The following is a 19001-nucleotide window of genomic DNA, read 5'->3' on the forward strand; positions in this document are numbered from 1 at the left end:
CCTATATGCCTGACATCAGGGGCGTTCAAGGCGGATCTCCGGACGAACGCTTTTACCTTCGCTCGACAGTTCCTGCTGCCTCAACCTCGCCTGCCCAGCCTGTGGTCAAGTGGGACAAGGAAATATTCGCCACCGGAAAGCGTGCTGGAACTGAGACTATCAACGGGTATGACCCACGTCGTAGCGGGGCGGTGCACCCTGAGGATCAGCGGCCTTGGCCTGACACCCGACCACCTGCTGAGCTTGATTCAGGGTGCAGAAACGCCGACAGAAGCGTGGCTACCGACTTACCTTGCCTGACTGAGTGAATCGAACGCACCCAATCGGATCAACCTCCCTACCGCTGGCACACCATCAGGGATCGGTTCTCGAATCTACTGTGGATTCCAGCACCACGCTGTGACTGGCTGGAACCGCCACCTCACTCAGCAGGTCAATCTGCGCCTATTGAGTGAACCTTCTGCGTCTGAAGATGCGGAGAAATTTCCAGCCCATTCCGGCAGCGGTAATGGCTTGGTAAGCCCGCCGCCCGACATTGCTCTCAGATGGGTCGCGCTGGACAGTCCTCTCAGCTTGAGTGGGTTCGGACGCCACCCGGAAGGAGTTCCTCATGCGCGTTCGTGAACAGATGAGTACCGCCATCATTTCGGTAGAAGCGCAGACGCCGCTTGGCCCGGCGCTGCTTCTGATGGAGTCCAGTGGCCTGCGCTGCTTGCCGGTCGTGGACGGTCAGCGGCTGCTGGGATTATTACTGGCCTCCGATCTGCGCCTGGGCACGGCACCTCCGGATGCTCAGGTCAGCGAGTACGCAGTGCCCACCACCGAGCAGATCCGGCCCGACATGCCCATTGAGCGGGCCGCTTTCCTGATGCTGCAACATGACGTGCGCGGCTTACCGGTGATCGACGCTCAGGACCGGCTGGTCGGGGTCGTGACTGTCAAGGATCTGCTCAAAACGCTGGTCGAGGCACCGCCGGTGGTGCTCTGGAAATGACGCCGATGACCGTCTGTCCTGACCCGTAACGCGGCAGTAATGGCGCGGGCACAGGCTGGCAGCACGGAGGGCCACTATGCTCGTGAAAGACGCCATGCACGCACGGCTACACCATCACCGTTTCGGAACACACCACCCTACCGGAAGTGGTGGTCATCACGGACACCCTGAGTAACTTGGGGCATTGACGGTTGAAATCACATCCCGCAGTTTCAACAGCTCCAGACGGAGCAGGAGGACGCGTATGACCCGTTTCAAGGACAAGGTTTGTGTCGTGACTGGCGGTGCAAAGGGCATCGGTGAGGCCACCGCGCGCCGGATGGCGGCCGAGGGCGGAGCCGTCATGATCTTGGACCTCAAATACGAGGAAGCGCAGGCGGCCGCCGATCAGTTCATGGGGGTGGGCGGATTTGCGCAAGCCTACGCCTGCGACGTTGCGGACGAGGCTGCCGTGCGCGACGTCTTCGCGCAGATTGAGACCCACCACGGGCGCATCGACGTACTGGTGAACAACGCGGGTACAAGTGGGCCGAGCGGCCCTATCGAAGACATCGCCCTGGCCGACTGGCGTGCGCTGCTGGCCGTGAACCTCGACGGGGTCTTCCTGTGTACGCGCGAGGCCCTGCGCCTCATGAAGGCGACCGGCGGCGGCGCGATCGTGAACATCTCCAGCATTTACGGCCTGGTCGGGTCGGCGGACGCGGCGGCCTACCACGCCAGCAAGGGGGCGGTACGGCTGCTGACCAAGGCGACTGCCCTCCAGGTAGCGAAACTGGGGATCCGGGTGAACTCGGTGCATCCGGGTTTCATCGATACGCCGCTGGTGCAAGACTATGCCGACCGGTCAGGGCAGCACGATCAGGTGCTCGCCGGACTCGTTGCCCTGCACCCGATTGGCCGCTTGGGCCGCAGCGAGGAGGTCGCCGCCGTAATCGCCTTCCTGGCCTCCGACGACGCGTCTTTCATGACAGGATCCGAGGTCGTCGTGGACGGCGGGTACACCGCGCAGTAGTCGGAACTCGGGCATCAGCAAGGGTGAGAAGAGATGTCTGAACGCATCCTTCTCACCCTTGCTGACGAACGGAGAGCACTCCCCGCGTCCGGCTGCGCTTGACGAGTTTGGTCAGTTCACGCAGCCACAGCACCGATGAGGCCACGGCTGTGCACACCAGCCAATCGTTCCAGCCTAGGGCGGTCGTCCCGAAGGCTTGTTGCAGCGGGTGAAGATACAGGACCAGCGCGTGCAGCCCCAACGAGAGCGCCACCGCGCCCCACAGCCAGCGGTTGCGGAACAGGCCATGAAAGGCGCTGCGGGTGTCCGAGCGGGCATTGAAGACGTTGAAGAGCTGGAAGAGCATCAGGGTGGTGAAGGCCATGGTGCGGGCAAAGGTAAGCGTACCTGTGCCCGTGATCAACCCGCCAGGCAGCGAGGCGTCAAGCACGCCCAAGGTGCCCACCGCAACGATGAGGCCAACAAAGACGATGCCGCGCCACATCTCGGGGGTGATCACCCCCTGGGCTTTGGGGCGTGGCGGGCGAGTCATCACGTCAGGGTCGGCGTGACCGAGGCCCAGCGCCAGAGCGGGGGCACCGTCGGTCACCAAGTTGATCCAGAGGAGCTGGGTCGCCAGCAGTGGCAGCGCGACCTCACCCGGCCCGCCCACCAGCCCGAGGAGGGAGGCGAAGACCACGCCGAAGAACATGGTCATGACCTCGCCCAGGTTCGATGACAGCAGATAGCGCAGGAATTTCTGGATGTTGTCAAAGATGCCGCGTCCCTCCTCGATCGCCGCAACGATGGTGGCGAAGTTATCGTCGGTCAGCACCATGTCGGCGGCTTCCTTGGACACGTCGGTACCGGTGATTCCCATGGCCACGCCGATATCAGCTGCCCGAAGGGCGGGCGCGTCGTTGACGCCGTCACCGGTCATGGCCACAACCTCCCCGCCGCGTTGCAGGGCCTGCACAATCCGCAGTTTGTGCTCAGGATCGACCCGCGCGTAGACGCTGATCTCCTGTACTACCCGTTCCAACTCGAGATCGGATAGCTGCGAGAGTTCCGCGCCGGTCATGGCCTGCGCGCCTGCCTGCACGATACCCAGTTCGGTAGCGATGGCCACCGCCGTGCTGGGATGGTCGCCGGTGATCATCATTGGGCGGATGCCAGCCTGGCGTGCCCGGGCCACAGCGTCTCTGGCTTCGGTGCGCGGCGGGTCGATCATGCCGATCAGGCCAAGGAACACCAGTTCGCTCTCCAGGGCTTCGGTGGCCTTGCTGTGAAGGGCGGTCCCCGGCAGCGTGCGGGTCGCCACGCCGAGCGTCCGCAGTGCCTGGGCCGCCAGTGCCTCGTTTGCGGCGCGGATGGCCGCGCGGCGCTTTTCACTCAGTGGGTGTGCTCTAGTGCCGATCAGTTCGGCTGTGCAGCGCTCCAGCAGCACGTTGGGCGCTCCTTTGCTGAACAGGGTCAGCTTGCCGGGCTGTCTGGCGTCCGTATGCACGGTGCTCATCCGTTTACGCTCGGAGGAGAAGGGCACCTCGGCCACCCGGACGAAGCGGGCCTGGAGCCTCTCCGAGGTGAAGCCCGCCTTGTGCGCCGCCACGATCAGGGCCCCCTCAGTGGGGTCACCCTGAATACTCCAGCGTCCGCCTTGCTGCTGCACCGCCGCGTTGTTGGCGAGGGCGGCCCCGACCAGTACCCGCTCCACTTCCTCGCGCTGGAAGCCCCGGCCCAGTGGCCTCCCAGTGGTGCTCAGGTCGCCTTTCGGCCCATAGCCGCTGCCGGAGAGGTCGGTCACGCCGCTGGCCGTCACGACCACCCGAACCGTCATTTCGTTGCGGGTCAGCGTGCCGGTCTTGTCCGAGGCAATCACACTGGCCGACCCGAGGGTCTCGACGGCTGGCAGGCGACGCACGATGGCGTGGTGCTTGGCCATGCGCTGGGTGCCGAGGGCCAGCACCACCGAGGTGATGGCGGGCAGGCCCTCGGGCACTGCCGCGACAGCCAGCGCCACGCTCAGGATCAGCACGTCCAAGAAGCTGGAGAAGTCGCGCACACCGTCAACCAGCCCTATGGTCACGATCATCACCACGGCGATCACCAGCACGCCCAATCCCAGCGTCCGGCCGGTACGGTCGAGCTCCTGTTGCAGTGGAGTCGCTTCGGCTGCGGTGCGTTTCAGCAATCCGGCGATTCGTCCTATTTCAGTGTCCATGCCCGTGGCAGTCACGATAGCCCGGCCTCTCCCGCTACTCACGGCGGTGCCTGAGAACACCATGTTGTGACGGTCGCCTAGCGCGCTCACGGCCTCTTCCAGTGGCTGGGTGTCCTTCTCTGTGGGCAGACTCTCACCCGTCAGCGCCGCTTCCAGCGTCCGCAGGGCCACCGCCTGCGTCAGTCGGGCGTCGGCGGGCAGCGTGTCGCCCTCCTCCAGCGACAGCACGTCGCCGGGCACCACCTCGCGGGCGGGCACCGAGCGGAGCTCACCGCTGCGCAGCACCCGCGCGTTCGCCGCCGACATGGTGCGCAGGGCCGCCACTGCCTGCTCGGCCCGCGCCTCCTGCACGTAGCCCAGCACAGCGTTGATCAGCACGATGGCGAAGATCGCCAGCGCCTCGTAGGGCAAGGCGGTGCCGCGCTCGTACAGCCATACACCGACCGAGATGGCTGTGGCGACCAGCAGCAGGATCACCAGCGCGTCCTGGAACTGCGCCAAGACGCGCCGCCACGCGGGAATGGGCGGCTCGGCCTCCAACTCGTTGGGGCCGAGCCGAGCCAGCCGAATCAGCGCCTCAGCATCACTGAGACCCTGTGCCGGGTCGACGTGCTGTGCCTGGCCCACCTGTCTGGTGGTCAGGCGGGAGGGATCAACAAGCTGCTGTTCAGGCCTGCTGGCCACCCTCGGAGTACCACGGTCAGTCATGTCTGTCCGGCCACTCAGGGAACTGCGGGGAAGCAACCCCCAGCGAAGTCGCCCTCGAAGCGGAGTTCAGTCGAATGCTACTGACGTTTGTCGGCACGCAGGGAAAGCGCTTACCAGACCCCAACTGGAGGCCACCAGAGCGGCTACTCTGGATCAGTTGAAGCGCATCTTCGGCGGGCGGGCAGAGGGTTGTGGGCGGCATAGGTTCTCCGAAAATAGGGCTGGCCCGACGTGGGCCAGGTGATTATTGAGAAGGAACATCAAAGACGACCAATGGTGGTGGACAAGCGACGCTCCCTGAGTTCAGCAGAAGTTAAGGATGGGCAGGCCGATTCCGTTCAGCAACCTCGCGCATCAAATCCATCTGGGCCATCTTCCCGCAGCACCGTGTGGACACGCTCCCAAATACCCCAGATTCGCCAGACCCGGTAATCGTAATACACCGTCGACTAACGCGGAAGGTCTTGTGGCAATCAAATATTTGGGGTCAGTTGGTTCTGAAAAGCTTTAGAAGGAACTGTCGAGAATTGCCATCCAGACTGTAAAGACCAGATTGACAGTACTGTTAACGCAGGATTTGGTTGCGTTCCTCACATCAGGCCGAAATCAGGTTTACCCAGCCCCGCTGGAACCGCCGCCCCCTGCGCCTGCGCCCGCACCACCAGTCCCGGACGAGCCACTTCCAGTGCTGCTGACCGCCACCTGCATGATCATGAACAGTGCCCAGCCAGAATTGTCCGGCGTGGAGGGCAGCAGTTTGAAGTAGGCGGGGAGCCGCGCCGCGCCGGATTGCCCAGCCTGTTTGATCCAGGGGTGGGCCAGTCCGAAGGTGGCAGCGTAGGGCAACAGCCGCTCAAATGCCGCCGGGTTACCCAGCGATGCATCCCCTCTGGTCACGGCCTTCAGGTGATCGCGGAAGGCTTGCCAACTCGCAGCGCTGTGAGCCCCGTTGTCCGATAGCGACTTCATACTCAGGCCCAGCAACGACCCCGCCAGGCCCAGCACCACCACGGCAATGGCCACCGTGAAGGGGGCGTAGCCGAGTGGCCCGCCCCAGATGGCCGTCAGCAGCATACCGAGTGCACCCAGCACCAGCAGCGCGATGCTGAGGTAGATCAGCGTGTTTCGCTCGCTCTGCCGCTCCTCGCTGATGAATCCGGCCCGGCCCAGTTCGCTTTGAAGCGGCACCGTGAACAGCTTCCAGCCACGCCCCTGTGTTTTCTGGCTGACCTGCGAGAGCTTGACCGATGGCTGTTTGAGCGCAGACTGTGCGCTACTTTCGCCCGCAAACAACATGTCTATCAGCCCCCGTTCGTGCGGTGCCAGTTCGGCTTTCTGGTCAAGGAGACGGATGGCAAACTCAGGCTTGCTGCCCTTGTCTACGTCAGATTGCTGCTCAATAACCAGCACACCACGCTCGGCCAGACGGTAGAGCGTGCCCTGGAGATGGTTCCAGTTGAGCGTTCCCCCACTCACCAGTGCCCCGGCCAGAGCGGGCGGCAAGGCGCTGGGCGGCGTGGTCACGCTTCCCGAGACGCTCACGCTCACGGCACTGTGCCGCCGCTGGTAAGTCCACATCCACGCCAGTCCCCCGATTAGCAGCAGGATGGCCGCGCCGATCCAGTAAGGCAGGCGCTCGGCGTTGCGCTCCTGGTCAATCTGCCATTGGGGCGGCCCGGCGATCAGGCTGCCTTCCCTGAACGGCAGTTCGACAATCAACAGTGCGTTCGGCTGTAAGTTCTGAGCGGTATACGTGACCTGGTTGGGGGCTTGCTGAATGGTCGCCGTGCCGCGCTGTACCACCGGTGCAGCCACGAGAGTGGCCGCTGCTGGAAAACTGAAAGTGGTTCGGCTCTCAGCGATGGGATAGGCGTATTCGTCGGGCAGTGGTTGCCAGATCAAGGCGTCACTGCCGTCTTTCCGGCGCACCACGCCGCTGGCCCGGTAAGTCAGTTTGAGGGTGCGGGTAGCGTTACTCAGTGGCTCAAGGTGCCAGGTAACGCGCCTGGGATCGCTGCCGCTGATTTCCACCTGTCCCGGCTGGTTGCCGATGGGGTACACCAGGCCGTCCACGCTGGCACTCAGCACCGAGAGACCGTCCGTTTTGCCCAGCGGCAATTCGCGGAAAACGAAGGTAAACGGGCCGCCCGCGAAATTAAAGGTGGTGGTTTCCGTGATGAGCAGCGAGCCGCCCCGTTCCACCTGAATAGCGCTGTCAAAACGCTCGGCGCTGTAGGTCTTCTTGACGTTCTGAGCCGTGCCGGTGGGAAGACCGAGGACGGCGAGCGTGAGGCCACTGATCCAAATGTGACGAAGTTTCATAGTGTACCTCCTGCCTAAAAAGCTCTGGTTCACGCTGTAAGCCGGTAAGCCCTGTCTCCGAACCTACGCTCCTCATTCGCTACGCTTGTGCAGGGAGCCGTCATAATTTGCCCGCCTACGTTGGAGTGACCAGTAAAAGCGTGTGGACGCGGATGTCGTCTGGCCAGTGCTGAATTCCACCTTACCGTCGCCCGCGAGGATTGACGGTGACGTCGCGGGCGACGGTCATAATTGACCTTCAGAGAGTGGATCAGACGCTGATGGTCGATAAAGTGCTGGGAGAGCAGCCGGAAGACGGGCCCCAGGAGAGCGGTGGACGCGCCGGGTGAGCCGCGCCACCGTTCGGAGCCGCTCTGCTGGTTCGTCTATCGCTGGCAATCGTATTGGAACCACCCACGCCATTGCAGATCATGTCCCGAGGTGAATAGGCGGTGAAATGCGCAGCCTCGCCGTTAATCTTGCTGTCCAGCGCTCTGCTGTCTTGGAAGGTGAGCGGTGTACGTATCATCCGAACCTGAGTGTTGTCCGGCCGCATTACCGATGCGTTTCCGGCATGGATGCACTGTGGTCGGTACGCTTCGGTTTCCAGCTACTCGGGAGCGGATAGCCCCTGTCAACTGCTTTTTCCGGTGCGGCGGTGAAATCCCCCCTGAACTTCATCCGCTTCTGGAACTCGGCGCTCTGCCGCTGGACGCCGTCGCGCTTTGCCGTCAGGTTCGTGCAGACCGGTGAAGCGCAGTACGCCGAGAATATCTCGCTCCTTCTGACCGCCGAACCTGAAACGAAGCCAACTGCCGCAGGTGCGGTGCCGATCGTCGGCCAGTCCGGCACGCTGGAGGCGGTGCTGGCCGTCTCGCGTCCGCCACACGTGGGAACCTGGACGGTGCATGAGCAAGCACTTCTTACGCAGGCCGCCCGAACACTGGGCTTTACCCTCAGACAAGACGCGCTGTACATCGGCGTGCCCAATTCAGGCCGCCGCGAAAGTCTTCCGGTAACGGGACGGTAAGGCGCGTAGACCAAGCTGGTGACAGAGAACCGAGGAGGTCACGCCTGTGTTGCGCCAGATGCTTGTTGCGGTGGATTTCAGTGTGTGGAGTCGCGATGCGGCCCAGCATGCCTGTGATGTGGCGCGTGCCACCGGCGGGAAGGTCACGCTGCTCCATGTGCTCGAAGCGCATGAATCGGGGCCTCTAGATTTGGAAGCGGCGCAGACCCTCCTGCGGGAGCTCAGCTTGCTAAGCCGCCGTCCGCCGAGCTGCCTGATCGTTCCCGCCAGAAGCGAACTCAACGGACATCAGCCTGGAGTAAACGGCCCGGCGGGCGATGTCAGGGGTAAAGACGGGGTCGCGCTGGCCATCCTGGAGGTGGCCAATCGACTGGGCGCAGAACTGATCGTGATCGGCCTGCACGGTCAGGGGAACCCCAGCGGAAGGAGGCTCGGGCGAGTCGTGGAGCAGGTGTTGCTGGGCGCACACACCCCCGTTCAGGTGGTGCCGTACCGCTCGAACAGGCCGGTGAGCAATCGTTGGGACAATATCTTGGCGGAGACGGAGTCCTTCCGAATACGCGCGACTCCTGAAACCAGGCTGGCAAGAAGGTCAGCGCACCGTAACGCTTCAGTCACTTGCTGAGAGTACGTTGATCAGGGGAACAGGAAGGCCAAGTTCTGGCGGTAGCCCTGAATCCTGCTCCTGATGGCAGTGGCCCTGTGGGGACACCAACCTGATCGTGGGGAGTCTGCGCGGTGCTCACCACTGGATCAGGTGGTGCATTCAGGACATGGCTGGCGGGGTGTGCGGATAGGAAGCGCAGACCAGCGATGTGCAGATTCAGAACGCAACCCAGCTCCAGCACCCGTAACGGCCCGGTAACAGCCCAGGGCCACCCTGAGGGTACGCCACAAAGGAGACGTCTATGTTCGGTCATATCCTGGTAACCACCGACGGAAGTCCACTGAGCCACCTGGCCCTGCCCGTCGCTGCCGACCTCGCCTGCAAATACCACAGCAAACTGACCCTGCTTTACGTCGTGCCGCGCTTTCTTCCTCAGGTCGAGGGGGTTGCTTACCCCTCCCATTCCTCTGAAGAACAGGACTTGCTGCTGGCTGAGGGCAAACGCATTCTCGAGGCGGCCCGGCGAACGCTGGACTACCCCGGCACCGAGGTCGTCTGGCGTGAACAGCAGGATCTCAAGACTGAAAGAGTCATCGCGCAGGAGGTCGATCGGTGCGGGGCCAAGCTGGTGGTCATGAGCACGCACGGGCGCAGCGGACTGGCCCATCTGTTCATGGGCAGCGTCGCCGAATCGGTCATGCGGCAAGTTAGCGTGCCGGTACTGCTGATCCAAGCACCTGAACGGAACGCCTGGAACGCGGTGAACGGTTCTCAGGAGACAAGGGTATGACCGGCACGCCAGGCGGTTCGGTCAGTTACGAGGCCCACACTGCCGGTGTGATCACGGCGTCAAGGGCCAGGGCGGTACCGGCCTGACGCTGAACGACTCGGCCAGTAGGAGAGACCTCACTTCCCTGTAACCGTATATCCTGTTCAGCCTTTCACACACAGCACCTATCGAAGGGCAGAGGCAGATCCTGCAAGCCTCACTGAAGACCATCAAGTGAACCCCGGAGGTCTGATATGAACCCAGTAGGTCACATCAAGTGCGGCATGATCGTGCAGGCCGGAAATGGTGACGAGGCCGTGTGCCTCGGACGGATCGCGGGTCTGAAAAAGAACTTCATCAAACTGCGCCGCCGTGACGCTCCAGATGGGAAACGCCGTTACATCCCCAGAAGCTGGGTCGACGGCGTCGCGAACCGCCAGGTGCATCTGTCCAGAACGCCGTCCACCGCTCTAACAGGCTGGCTGACCAAAGCCGAGCTGAAAGCCTGGCCAGCCGACAGACCGACACGCCCGCAAGCACGACCATGACCGGGCACGGCTTATCCGCCGCCGAGCTGAACCGTGGCGGACAGCATCAACCAACCGCGCTGAAGCCGGTCATCTCGGTGATTCCGCCCGGGGTCATCGCCCTGGACCGCTGGGTGAACGAGGGCGGCTGTGGTGACGATCCCGACACCATGGTAGGGCTCAACCAGAGACAACTCCCACCGCGTCCACAGGAAGGTTGATGTCCTTTTCAGGTGGACTGCTCTGGGTGCTGAGTACGGCCACGGAATTCCTCACCCTGAAGCGGCAGGCCCGACTAAACCGGCGCTGACCTTGTGCCCGTGCCCGTTCACGCTGCCTGCCCAAACCGAAGCATCCTCAAGGAGTAACCAATGACCACAACCCAGACGTTCACAAATGCGGCTCCCGCCTGGATCAACGACCTCAGCCCGGCGCAACTGACCCTGGCCCGCGTCATCCAGCAAAACGGCCTGAAAGGCAGGCCAGTCGCCCTCACCGGCTTCGCCTGGTACAAGGGCGGTGAACCGCTCGTGAGTATCAGCGGTTGTGTTGCCTCAACTTCAATGCCAGTAAGTTAAGGGGTTCGGGCAGACCGGTGAAAGTGTCAAGATGAAGGATGAACCCTGGTACCGCACTACTGACCACGGCTCGCGATCAGCCACTCAACCACCTCGACACCTTTGCAAAGAGCCTCGACGCCGCGTTGGTGACGCAAGCCCTCGAAGCGACGGGAACCGCTTCGGTTCGACGCCGGAAGCTCCCCGCGGAACACGCCGTGTGGCTGATGCTCGGCATGGCGCTCCTGCGCGACCGCTCGATTCAGGCGGTATGCGACCAGTTGCATCTAGTCCTCCCTGATCACACCGGGAAGACGACCACCAGTTCGGTGGGCCTGGTATAGGCCCGCGACCGACTGGGAATCGCTCCCTTCAAACACCTGTTCGATGCCGTTGTCACTCGTCATGGTCGCGAGCAGCTTGACGCCAACCGTTGGCGGGGCCTGGCGGTACTCGGCATTGATGGCACGATGATCCGGGTCCCGGACAGTGACGAGAATCGCGCGCATTTCACTCTGCCTTCGAGTGGTGCACACCGTGAGAGCGCCTATCTGCAAGCCCGGGTTGTCGGCCTGATGGCGCTCGGGTCGCATTTCCTGCTGGATCTGAAGGTCGGCGCATACACGGAGAGCGAGGAATCGCTCTCCAGCGGCTTCGATGAACAGCTGCCTGACCACTGCGTGTTGATGGTTGACCAAGGGCTCATAGACGACGGACGGTTTTACTACCATCAGCAGCGGGGCGAAGAGTGCCGCTGGCTCGTAGGAGCCAAAAGCAACCTGGTGTGGACGGTGTTGGAAATCCTGGGACCGAATGAGGTTATCGCTGAAGTTCCTTTTCGCAGACCTGCGCGCAGGTCTGACCCCACGCTGCCACGTAGCATGCAGATCCGCGTCATCTGCTACCAGTTTCCGGGCTTTAAGCCACAGTGGCTGCTGACGTCGATGTTGGACGCCGAGCGCTACCCAGCGGCTGAAATCATTGAGCTCTACCACCAGCGCTGGGAACTCGAAACTGGATTTGACGAGCTCCATACGCATACTCTGGAGCGATTGGAGGCGTTGCGCTCCCAGACACCAGACCGCATTCGGCAGGAACTGTGCGCGCTGGCTGTGGTGTACAACCTGGTGCGTCTGGAAATGGCCCGGGTGGCCGGTCAGCTGGAGGTCAGTCCTTTGCGAATTTCGTACCGGACCAGTTTGCTGCTGATCCGGACGTTGTGGCTCAGCGCATGGGTGGTGGCTGCGGGTCGTCTGCCGAAGTATCTGGAACAACTTGCTAGTGACATCGCGTTGCTGGTGCTTCCGGTGAAACGACTTCGCTCGTACCCGAGGGCTGTCAAAATCAAGATGATCTGCTATCCAAGAAAAGTGCGTGCCAGTGCCCCGCTCCCTTCTTAACTTACTGGCATTGAAGTTAAGGCAACACAACCTCTCATCGTCCTACACGACGTCAGGAACAGAGCCAACTGGGATTCCGGCAGGTCAAACGGGCGCAAGGTTTTTTCGACCTACACGCCAGAATTGCTAACCTTCACGGCCCTGCCCGCTCAACCATCCCTGCCAATGACCGATTTCCCTGAGCGCCACGCTACGAAGCTGGAAGGCCGTTGTGCAGCAGGTGGCCTGAACTTCAGGCCACCTGCTACCGTTGCTCCTCGATTACACCTGTCGGCAACAACTTGCCAGAACCGTGGCTGGTGGCCGACCAAGATTGGCCGGGCTTCACCGCCACTATTCATGAAGGCTGGACGGCATGATCAACCGCCGGATTGGCGATCAGCGTCACTTCAGCAGGGTGTGAGGGATGGGACTGGAAGCCATCACAGCCCGATCGCCGAACCCGTCACGCTCCCGATCGCCGCGCGGATTGAGGCGCTTGGGCTTGACCGACGACGTGAGCGGCTTTCCCGTTCCGGTGTACACAGCTTTTAGGCCGTTATTACGACTTCTCGCTTTTTGGGGACACGGCGTCCCAGTTCTCACGCAGGTGATCGGCCAGCGCCTTGGCTTGACGGCGCTCAATAGGAGACAGCACCTGCTCCAATGCCACCGCGACCCGAGTATGTGTTTCCAAGTGATTGCGGATCTGCTCGGTGATGGCCGGATCGAGGTGGTTGGTTTCCAGCAGCGAGTCACACAGAATCGAAATCGCCCAGCTCGCCACCCGGCGCACGCTCAGGTCGCGGATGTAGTTGTGATCGGTCAGGGTCAGCAGATGCTCACGGCTGGAAAACGACTTGATGATCTGCAGATCGCCGCGTTCCAACATGGCGTTGCTGACCTTGGATATCGCCACTTTACTGACGCTCAACATACTCGCCACCTCGCCCACCGATACTGGCTCGGCCCGCAGCAGCAGCAGGGCAATCAAGCGACCTTCCAGTTGCGGCTGGCCAAGCTGCTCATAAAGTTCGCCCATCAGCTTCAGGAACCGCTCTGGGGTCACTGGGCGACCGCCGTGCAGAGTCAGGGCTTCTCTGGCGCGTTGGAGCGAGCCGCTCAGCCGCTCCTCTTCGGCCTCGGCCCGGCGCTGAGCGCTCAAGTCCTCGGTGCTGAGGACTGCCGCGACCAGCTCTCCCTGCCGGTCATAAATGGGCACCGCGTTGGAGCGGATGGTGGCGCGGCTGCCATCCGGGCGGCCAATTTCAGTTTCTTCCCCCTCGACGCGCACGCCTGCCAGCGCCCGGTGCAGCGAAAAATCAGCTGGCGCTGTGATTTCGTCACGAGAATACCTCAGTGCCTCAATGCGCCCCAACGTCATCCCAACCGTCAGAGACACGCCGAAAATCTGCTCGGTCTGCGGGTTGACCAGCCGGATACGCCGGGTGTCTGCCGAGACCACCAGAAGTCCCAGCGGAAGCTGATCCAGAACCGTTCTCAAATCGGCCTGTTCCAACGCCAGTTGCTCCAGTATCCGTTCCCGTTCCAACTCCATAGCTGTGGGTTGCTCCAAGTTCGTGGTTTCGAGGAGTGTGCTGCCCAATTCGGGTTCACGCTGCATCTCCCTGAGGAGAAGTGCAGGCCGCTGAGCAACCGTACAGAGCCAAAGCCGTGTACTGCCCTCCAGCAGCGGCGCGTGATACCACACACAGACGCAGTCAGTGTCGCCGTTCCAGCGCGTCCTGTACTCCGCCTCAACAGGTTGTCTATTGGGCGCAGTGCGGCCCCACATCGCGCTGGCCGCTTCCCGGTCATTCGGGTGAACAGCTTCCAGCCAGCCCAGCCCAAACGACTGGGAGATGTTCAGGCCGGTGGACTGTGCCCAGTGCGCGTTGACGTGAGAGGCGCGGCCCTGTCCATCGGTCACCATGGCCGCCTGAGGAAGCGCCCGGACGAGCGCGGCGATAGATACGCTGCTCTCTTTGTTTTTGTTTTGGATGTGGCGTTTGTTCATGCATTCTTCCCGGGGCGGCGCGTTTACGTCTTTGTCCTGAAGGTCTCATCAGCGATGAGCGTTAGGAACAGATTAACTTCAAATACGGCCATCCCCGTGTCGCTAACCATTGTGTTGGCGACCTTGAAGTGTCATCAATCATACGGACTCCAATCTAAAGTTGTTGAGGACACTTGGAAATTCGGGCAGCGGGCAGGCGTCTTCAAGGGCGTCCACTCTACCCAAGACAGTGGGAGAAGGAATAAGGACAGATTGCTTCTGTGGAGTGGGAAAATCAGTTCCGTTGCGATCTGCACACGAAACGAACATAACCCGCATCAGCCTTGGAGGACGGCTCTGACGGCCTTGGCGTGGCTGACTCTTGCTGGATTTCTGGCTCACCACGGCTGGCTGGGAAGAAGGGCAGGTCATCCTTGACCAGCAAGAGTGCCCACTCGCCAAGCCCGAGGTTGGCAAGCATGAACAACCTTCATCCAGTCAAGACGATGTGGGGTCAGGAGCGGGGTTCAGGCCCGGCCAGTCGCTGGTGTTAGTACAGCTATCCGGCCCGCCCTGTAGGCCTCTTGCGAACCTACATAGGTACCGTGACCGCACAAATAAGCTAAGCAACCAACCCGCGAAAGGCACGACAACGTGACGATAAGGCCCACGTTGGTGATGACGCCTCTGTACCGCCCAGACCTACTGTGAATGAGCGCCGACTGGATGTCACAGCCCGCAGCGGCACCCCGGATCACCTGGGCCAAATTTTCTAGCGTTAGGTGGAGGTTGGTATGCGCTAGCGCCGCCTTTCAGTTTTACCGCACCACATGGCGATTCACGTATCCAAGTCGTGAGCACCAGGGAGAGACCATGACCAGAAGTAACCAGCACGTATACGATGATGTTCAGGCCCAAATCCTTGATGATCCCAGTGTGGACGAGGGTAATATCACTGTTGAAGTTCACAGTGGGAAGGTCACCCTCCTGAGCAGCGTCACGAATTTCGCCGCCAAGTTCGCGGCAATCGACGACGCCTGGAGCATCAAGGGCGTCACAGCTGTAATGGCGGAAGACCTCAGAGTGATTCCTGTCTAGAGCCGGGGCGACGCCGACATTCAAGACGCCGCGCAAACAGCGCTTGACTGGAACGATGACGTGCCGATGGGAGTTGTGGCGAGCGTCAGTGATGGCTGGCTGACGCTCTCGGGCCAGGTCGAGTGGCAGTATCAGCGCAATGCGGCGTACAACAGCGTGCGCTTTCTCAGTGGCGCGAAGAACTTCACCAACCTGATCACGTTGGTGAGCAAACCCACCAGCGACGACGTGCAGGGACGCATTCAATCTGCCCTGGTTCGCAGCGCTTACGTGGACGCCAGCAACATCACGGTGAACGTCAAGGGCGATACCGTCACGCTGACGGGCAATGTACGCTCATACATGGAAAGAGACGTGATTGAGAATGCAGCTTGGGCCGCACCCGGCGTGCTGAACGTCAACGACAACGTCACCGTTTTGGACTGAACGGCATTCTCTACATCCGGACAGCTGGGGGCAAGCCGCCGGGCCGCCCGGATCAAGAAACGTTTAGTCCTCGATACCCCGCGCAAATCTGAGTGACGAAGGCCAGCCTCATTACAGTCCATTCCTTCAGAAAGCAGGGGATGGCAGGACTCGGGTTCGCACAGGGTCAAATTCGGTGCAGATCGGCGTGACGGCTCATGGTGACGCTGAATACTCAGACGTGTTCTCGGGCCGAGCGTGAACAGGCGGCGAACGCGGCCTAGAGCAGCGTGGGCGTTACCGGGGACGGAACTACATCAAGACTGCTGCGCCCACATGGTCAGGCAACTGACTTCCGCTCTTCACCACTTCGAGGAGAGATCGCATGATCACTATCAACGACATCGTCTTGCAAGAAAACGTGCTGGCCGAGCTGCTGTTCGAGCCGAGCCTGGACGCGGCTCAGATCACCGCGACGGTCAAGAACGGAATCGTGACCCTGTCGGGGAGCGTGGCCAATTTTCCGGAGAAGTGGGCCGCTGAACGCGCGGTCAAGCGGGTACTCGGTGTGAAAGGCGTGGCCGAAGAACTGACCGTCAATTTCAATTTCAGGCCTGGCACCCGGTACAGCGATGAAGATATTGCCGGGGCCGCTCGCCGCACCCTCGAATGGAGCGCTAACGTTCCGGAGAAGAGTGTCCAGATCCGGGTCGAGGATGGCTGGGTCACGCTTGAAGGAACGGTCGACTGGCAGTTTCAGCGCCAGAACGCCTACACCGTGGTCGCCCACCTGCTCGGTGTCAAGGGCGTCAGCAACCTGATCACCTTGACGCCCCGGGTCGCCTCCGCTGATGTGCGCTCCAACATCGAGGCGGCCTTCAAGCGCAGCAGTGACCTTGAGTCGGTTCAGGTCGAGATCGAAGGCAGCAAGATTACTTTGCGCGGCACGCTTCCCAACTGGACCGAGATTGACGCCGCAGGACTGGCCGCTTGGAATGCCGCCGGCGTCACTACGGTCAACAACCAGATTCATATTGGGCTGTAATCAGGTTCTGACACGGTTTTGCGCTGATTCCAGAGAATACGCAAAGAGGCCGTAGTCCATTCTTGGGCAGAACTTTAACACTTTTGTTTCATTGGGTAGGCGTTCAGGCCCGCAGTACAGGAGAATCATGGATCAAATTGTCAGCGGAGATTTCAAAACCCACGACCTGGCAGAAACGGCAATTCGTGCGCTGGGTGAGGCAGGCGTCCCTCTCAAGGACGTGTCGATCGTGGCGCAGAATTTGCAGACCACCGAGCAGGTTCAGGGCTTTATCACGCCCGGAGACGTGGCTAAGAGCGGAGCCGGGGTCGGTGCGTGGTGGGGCGGATTATTCGGCGTTCTCGCGGGTGCAGCCTTTCTATGGATTCCCGGGGTCGGCCCACTGGTCGTCGCTGGGTCGCTCGCCGCCAGTTTTCTGGGCCTGGTCGAAGGCGTAGCGGTCGGTTCGGCCAGTGGCGTGCTGATCGGTGCGCTGCTGGGGTTCGGGCTGTCGCGTGACAGAGCCATCAAGTACGAGAGCGTCGTCCGGGCAGGCCATTTTCTGGTGCTGGTGCATGCCGACGAAGCGCATTCACATACCGTTCGTCAGGTTCTTGAGCGGCGCGGGGCGGTGAGCGTGGACGTATCCGCGAGAACCGAGCTGCTTCCCAAGACGGCCTGATTTACTCCAGACCACCTTCAGAGTCTCACGACCACAGGAGTTCACCATGACTGTTGCCACTAAAGCTCTTCCCGAAGCCGATTTTGTTCCAGCGGCCCTCAAGACCCCCACCGACCTGAACTTGGAGCAGGCGCAGGCCGTCATCAGCGCCGTCAATCCCCTGATCGCGGACGCCTTCGCGGTCTACCTGAAAACCAAGAACTTCCACTGGCATCTGTCGGGTAGCCATTTCCGTGACTACCACCTGATGTTTGACGAGCAAGCAGAGCAGCTGCTGGGCAGCACTGATCCGCTGGCAGAGCGCGTGCGTAAGCTGGGAGGCACCACTCTACGCAGCATCGGGCACATTTCACAGCTCCAGACCGTGCAGGACAACAACACTGAGTTCGTGACGCCGCTCGACATGTTGACTGAGCTGATGAACGACAACGGGGCGCTCGCCAAAAACCAGCGCGCTGCCCACGAGGTCTGTGACGCCAGCCGTGACTTCGCCACCGCCAGCCTGCTGGAAGTCATCATCGACGAAACCGAACGCCGCACCTGGTTTCTGTTCGAGGCCGCTCAGGGACTGGAGCACACCCGCTAACAGCGTACCCCGAGCGATTGGCCGGTTACGCCCCCACACCCACCACGCTTTGATCTCAGCACAAAGGAACAGCCATGACACAGCAACGCGATGACAGCCAAGACCTGCTTGAAAAACTCGGCGACACCAACCTCATGCTCAGCGATCCTGGCGAGGATATCCGTGGCCGCAAGGTGGTAGACGCCAACGGCCAGGATATCGGTCACGTCAGCGCTCTGTTCATCGACAAGAGTGAGCGCAAGATTCGCTTCTTGCAGGTGGGTGCCGGGGGCTTCCTGGGCATCGGTGAGCGGGAATTTTTCGTGCCCATCGAAGACGTGAGCAGCACGTCGCATTCCGAAGTCCACATCAGCCACAACCGTGACCAGGTCATCGCCGCGCCGCACTTTGACCCTAAGCTGACCACGAAATACGACCGCAATTTCTTTTACCCGTATTACGGCTACTACGGCATTACTCCTTACTGGGGCGGCGGCATGTACTGAAGCTGCACCCAGTCCAGTGGGGGCTGCAAGAACGCGGTGGCTCAGTACCGATGCACGATCTGAGCAAGGAGATCAATCATGACACAGTCAGAACAAAGTCTAGATGCACTCCGCAGCGAAACGCAAGAACTCCACCGCAATATCGTGGCACTCGGCGGTGACAGCAAAGCAAATTTCAAGGCCGAGCTGGAAAAGCTTCAGACCAAGGCTGTCAAACTCGGCGGGACACTCAAGCTGCGGGCCGAGAGCGAGCAGGGTGCCATCAAAGCCAAGCTGCACGAAGCTGGAACAAAACTGGAAGCCACACGTTCGAAAGTGGACGGCAGCGTCCATGACTCGGTCGAAGCTGCCGAGGTCAAGCTGTTGGACGCCATGACTTCAGCAACCCGCAGTCTCAGTGAAGCCGTCGCTTCCAAGCGCACGGACGCTCCCGTTTCCGACACTTCAACCAAGAAGGTGTAATGACCGGCATCCGGGTGGTGGCCGTTGTGCCCTGCGACGTCATTTACCGAGATCGTGGCCTTTCTAGCGAGTGACGCCGTCCAATTCAAGTCAACCGCCGTTTAGAGCATTTGTCCGAATAGATGCCTGAGCAAAAAGCACGCTCAGGCATCCATCCTCCCAAACGCTCTCTCTATTTC

At 61.3% G+C, this 19001-nt stretch carries 21 protein-coding genes; 18 read left to right on the forward strand and 3 right to left on the reverse strand.

Annotated elements, in window-relative coordinates; genetic code table 11:
* Positions 1 to 168: 168 nt before the first annotated feature.
* The 3 genes from EHF33_RS21780 (at position 169) to EHF33_RS14845 (ending at position 2006) form a co-directional block, all read left to right on the forward strand.
* Positions 169 to 300 (forward strand): hypothetical protein, encoded by a 132-nt coding sequence (locus EHF33_RS21780; protein WP_277425544.1) that lies wholly within the window; start codon positions 169 to 171, stop codon positions 298 to 300.
* Between the two features lie 310 nt (positions 301 to 610).
* On the forward strand, positions 611 to 994 hold the full coding sequence (locus tag EHF33_RS14840; RefSeq protein ID WP_124873566.1) for a CBS domain-containing protein: 384 nt from the start codon (positions 611 to 613) through the stop codon (positions 992 to 994).
* Positions 995 to 1238: 244 nt separating this feature from the next.
* Positions 1239 to 2006: an SDR family NAD(P)-dependent oxidoreductase gene (locus EHF33_RS14845; protein ID WP_124873568.1), complete on the forward strand. Its 768-nt coding sequence runs from the start codon at positions 1239 to 1241 to the stop codon at positions 2004 to 2006.
* A gap of 52 nt (positions 2007 to 2058) precedes the next feature.
* On the opposite strand, the gene EHF33_RS14850 is transcribed toward EHF33_RS14845, so the two are convergent.
* Entirely contained in the window at positions 2059 to 4914 is a 2856-nt protein-coding gene (locus tag EHF33_RS14850) for a cation-translocating P-type ATPase (protein ID WP_124873570.1), read from the reverse strand.
* A 612-nt stretch (positions 4915 to 5526) separates the two neighbouring features.
* The gene (locus tag EHF33_RS14855; RefSeq protein WP_124873572.1) at positions 5527 to 7236 is read right to left on the reverse strand and encodes a DUF2207 domain-containing protein; all 1710 of its coding nucleotides are present in this window, start codon (positions 7234 to 7236) and stop codon (positions 5527 to 5529) included.
* Positions 7237 to 7873: 637 nt separating this feature from the next.
* Here EHF33_RS14855 and EHF33_RS14860 point away from each other — a divergent pair.
* From EHF33_RS14860 to EHF33_RS14895, 8 genes are all read left to right on the forward strand, one after another.
* Positions 7874 to 8245: a hypothetical protein gene (locus EHF33_RS14860; RefSeq protein WP_124873574.1), complete on the forward strand. Its 372-nt coding sequence runs from the start codon at positions 7874 to 7876 to the stop codon at positions 8243 to 8245.
* A 58-nt stretch (positions 8246 to 8303) separates the two neighbouring features.
* Positions 8304 to 8870 carry a universal stress protein gene (locus tag EHF33_RS14865; RefSeq protein ID WP_277425553.1) on the forward strand — a complete coding sequence of 189 codons (567 nt, stop codon included), beginning with the start codon at positions 8304 to 8306 and terminating at the stop codon, positions 8868 to 8870.
* 283 nt (positions 8871 to 9153) lie between these two features.
* Complete coding sequence (locus tag EHF33_RS14870; RefSeq protein WP_124873578.1) at positions 9154 to 9642, forward strand: universal stress protein; 489 nt, start codon at positions 9154 to 9156, stop codon at positions 9640 to 9642.
* A gap of 233 nt (positions 9643 to 9875) precedes the next feature.
* The gene (locus EHF33_RS14875) at positions 9876 to 10169 is read left to right on the forward strand and encodes a DUF2171 domain-containing protein (RefSeq protein WP_124873580.1); all 294 of its coding nucleotides are present in this window, start codon (positions 9876 to 9878) and stop codon (positions 10167 to 10169) included.
* Positions 10166 to 10369 carry a hypothetical protein gene (locus tag EHF33_RS14880; RefSeq protein WP_124873582.1) on the forward strand — a complete coding sequence of 68 codons (204 nt, stop codon included), beginning with the start codon at positions 10166 to 10168 and terminating at the stop codon, positions 10367 to 10369. The genes EHF33_RS14875 and EHF33_RS14880 overlap by 4 nt, the downstream gene beginning before the upstream one ends.
* A gap of 150 nt (positions 10370 to 10519) precedes the next feature.
* The gene (locus EHF33_RS14885) at positions 10520 to 10726 is read left to right on the forward strand and encodes a hypothetical protein (protein ID WP_124873583.1); all 207 of its coding nucleotides are present in this window, start codon (positions 10520 to 10522) and stop codon (positions 10724 to 10726) included.
* 38 nt (positions 10727 to 10764) lie between these two features.
* Positions 10765 to 11049 carry a transposase domain-containing protein gene (locus tag EHF33_RS21940; protein ID WP_124873584.1) on the forward strand — a complete coding sequence of 95 codons (285 nt, stop codon included), beginning with the start codon at positions 10765 to 10767 and terminating at the stop codon, positions 11047 to 11049.
* A gap of 12 nt (positions 11050 to 11061) precedes the next feature.
* The gene (locus EHF33_RS14895) at positions 11062 to 12105 is read left to right on the forward strand and encodes an IS4 family transposase (RefSeq protein ID WP_124873585.1); all 1044 of its coding nucleotides are present in this window, start codon (positions 11062 to 11064) and stop codon (positions 12103 to 12105) included.
* 541 nt (positions 12106 to 12646) lie between these two features.
* On the opposite strand, the gene EHF33_RS14900 is transcribed toward EHF33_RS14895, so the two are convergent.
* Positions 12647 to 14101, reverse strand: a complete 1455-nt coding sequence (locus EHF33_RS14900; protein ID WP_124873586.1) for a PAS domain-containing protein — start codon at positions 14099 to 14101, stop codon at positions 12647 to 12649.
* 852 nt (positions 14102 to 14953) lie between these two features.
* Here EHF33_RS14900 and EHF33_RS21165 point away from each other — a divergent pair.
* The 7 genes from EHF33_RS21165 (at position 14954) to EHF33_RS14935 (ending at position 18822) form a co-directional block, all read left to right on the forward strand.
* Positions 14954 to 15178 (forward strand): BON domain-containing protein, encoded by a 225-nt coding sequence (locus EHF33_RS21165; protein ID WP_164473541.1) that lies wholly within the window; start codon positions 14954 to 14956, stop codon positions 15176 to 15178.
* A gap of 18 nt (positions 15179 to 15196) precedes the next feature.
* Positions 15197 to 15604: a BON domain-containing protein gene (locus tag EHF33_RS14910; RefSeq protein ID WP_277425554.1), complete on the forward strand. Its 408-nt coding sequence runs from the start codon at positions 15197 to 15199 to the stop codon at positions 15602 to 15604.
* Positions 15605 to 15968: 364 nt separating this feature from the next.
* Positions 15969 to 16628: a BON domain-containing protein gene (locus EHF33_RS14915; RefSeq protein ID WP_124873592.1), complete on the forward strand. Its 660-nt coding sequence runs from the start codon at positions 15969 to 15971 to the stop codon at positions 16626 to 16628.
* 127 nt (positions 16629 to 16755) lie between these two features.
* Positions 16756 to 17289 (forward strand): general stress protein, encoded by a 534-nt coding sequence (locus tag EHF33_RS14920; RefSeq protein WP_124873594.1) that lies wholly within the window; start codon positions 16756 to 16758, stop codon positions 17287 to 17289.
* Positions 17290 to 17335: 46 nt separating this feature from the next.
* A complete protein-coding gene (locus EHF33_RS14925; RefSeq protein ID WP_124873596.1) occupies positions 17336 to 17875 on the forward strand; it encodes a Dps family protein in 540 nt (179 codons plus the stop codon).
* A 74-nt stretch (positions 17876 to 17949) separates the two neighbouring features.
* The gene (locus EHF33_RS14930) at positions 17950 to 18360 is read left to right on the forward strand and encodes a PRC-barrel domain-containing protein (RefSeq protein WP_124873598.1); all 411 of its coding nucleotides are present in this window, start codon (positions 17950 to 17952) and stop codon (positions 18358 to 18360) included.
* Between the two features lie 78 nt (positions 18361 to 18438).
* Positions 18439 to 18822 carry a hypothetical protein gene (locus EHF33_RS14935; protein WP_124873600.1) on the forward strand — a complete coding sequence of 128 codons (384 nt, stop codon included), beginning with the start codon at positions 18439 to 18441 and terminating at the stop codon, positions 18820 to 18822.
* Positions 18823 to 19001: the final 179 nt, after the last annotated feature.

The sequence above is a fragment of the Deinococcus psychrotolerans genome, from assembly GCF_003860465.1.
GTDB classification, from domain to species: domain Bacteria; phylum Deinococcota; class Deinococci; order Deinococcales; family Deinococcaceae; genus Deinococcus; species Deinococcus psychrotolerans.

Bases quoted from the DNA above. Each gene is read 5' to 3' on its own strand.
- EHF33_RS14840 (WP_124873566.1), top strand. From the start codon at position 611: ATGCGCGTTCGTGAACAGATGAGTACCGCCATCATTTCGGTAGAAGCG.
- EHF33_RS14915 (WP_124873592.1), top strand. From the start codon at position 15,969: ATGATCACTATCAACGACATCGTCTTGCAAGAAAACGTGCTGGCCGAG.
- EHF33_RS14870 (WP_124873578.1), top strand. From the start codon at position 9,154: ATGTTCGGTCATATCCTGGTAACCACCGACGGAAGTCCACTGAGCCAC.
- EHF33_RS14885 (WP_124873583.1), top strand. From the start codon at position 10,520: ATGACCACAACCCAGACGTTCACAAATGCGGCTCCCGCCTGGATCAAC.
- EHF33_RS14925 (WP_124873596.1), top strand. From the start codon at position 17,336: ATGACTGTTGCCACTAAAGCTCTTCCCGAAGCCGATTTTGTTCCAGCG.
- EHF33_RS14845 (WP_124873568.1), top strand. From the start codon at position 1,239: ATGACCCGTTTCAAGGACAAGGTTTGTGTCGTGACTGGCGGTGCAAAG.
- EHF33_RS14855 (WP_124873572.1), bottom strand. From the start codon at position 7,236: ATGAAACTTCGTCACATTTGGATCAGTGGCCTCACGCTCGCCGTCCTC.
- EHF33_RS14850 (WP_124873570.1), bottom strand. From the start codon at position 4,914: ATGACTGACCGTGGTACTCCGAGGGTGGCCAGCAGGCCTGAACAGCAG.
- EHF33_RS14900 (WP_124873586.1), bottom strand. From the start codon at position 14,101: ATGAACAAACGCCACATCCAAAACAAAAACAAAGAGAGCAGCGTATCT.
- EHF33_RS21940 (WP_124873584.1), top strand. From the start codon at position 10,765: ATGAACCCTGGTACCGCACTACTGACCACGGCTCGCGATCAGCCACTC.
- EHF33_RS21780 (WP_277425544.1), top strand. From the start codon at position 169: ATGACCCACGTCGTAGCGGGGCGGTGCACCCTGAGGATCAGCGGCCTT.
- EHF33_RS14935 (WP_124873600.1), top strand. From the start codon at position 18,439: ATGACACAGTCAGAACAAAGTCTAGATGCACTCCGCAGCGAAACGCAA.
- EHF33_RS14930 (WP_124873598.1), top strand. From the start codon at position 17,950: ATGACACAGCAACGCGATGACAGCCAAGACCTGCTTGAAAAACTCGGC.
- EHF33_RS14865 (WP_277425553.1), top strand. From the start codon at position 8,304: ATGCTTGTTGCGGTGGATTTCAGTGTGTGGAGTCGCGATGCGGCCCAG.
- EHF33_RS14920 (WP_124873594.1), top strand. From the start codon at position 16,756: ATGGATCAAATTGTCAGCGGAGATTTCAAAACCCACGACCTGGCAGAA.
- EHF33_RS14875 (WP_124873580.1), top strand. From the start codon at position 9,876: ATGAACCCAGTAGGTCACATCAAGTGCGGCATGATCGTGCAGGCCGGA.
- EHF33_RS21165 (WP_164473541.1), top strand. From the start codon at position 14,954: ATGACCAGAAGTAACCAGCACGTATACGATGATGTTCAGGCCCAAATC.
- EHF33_RS14880 (WP_124873582.1), top strand. From the start codon at position 10,166: ATGACCGGGCACGGCTTATCCGCCGCCGAGCTGAACCGTGGCGGACAG.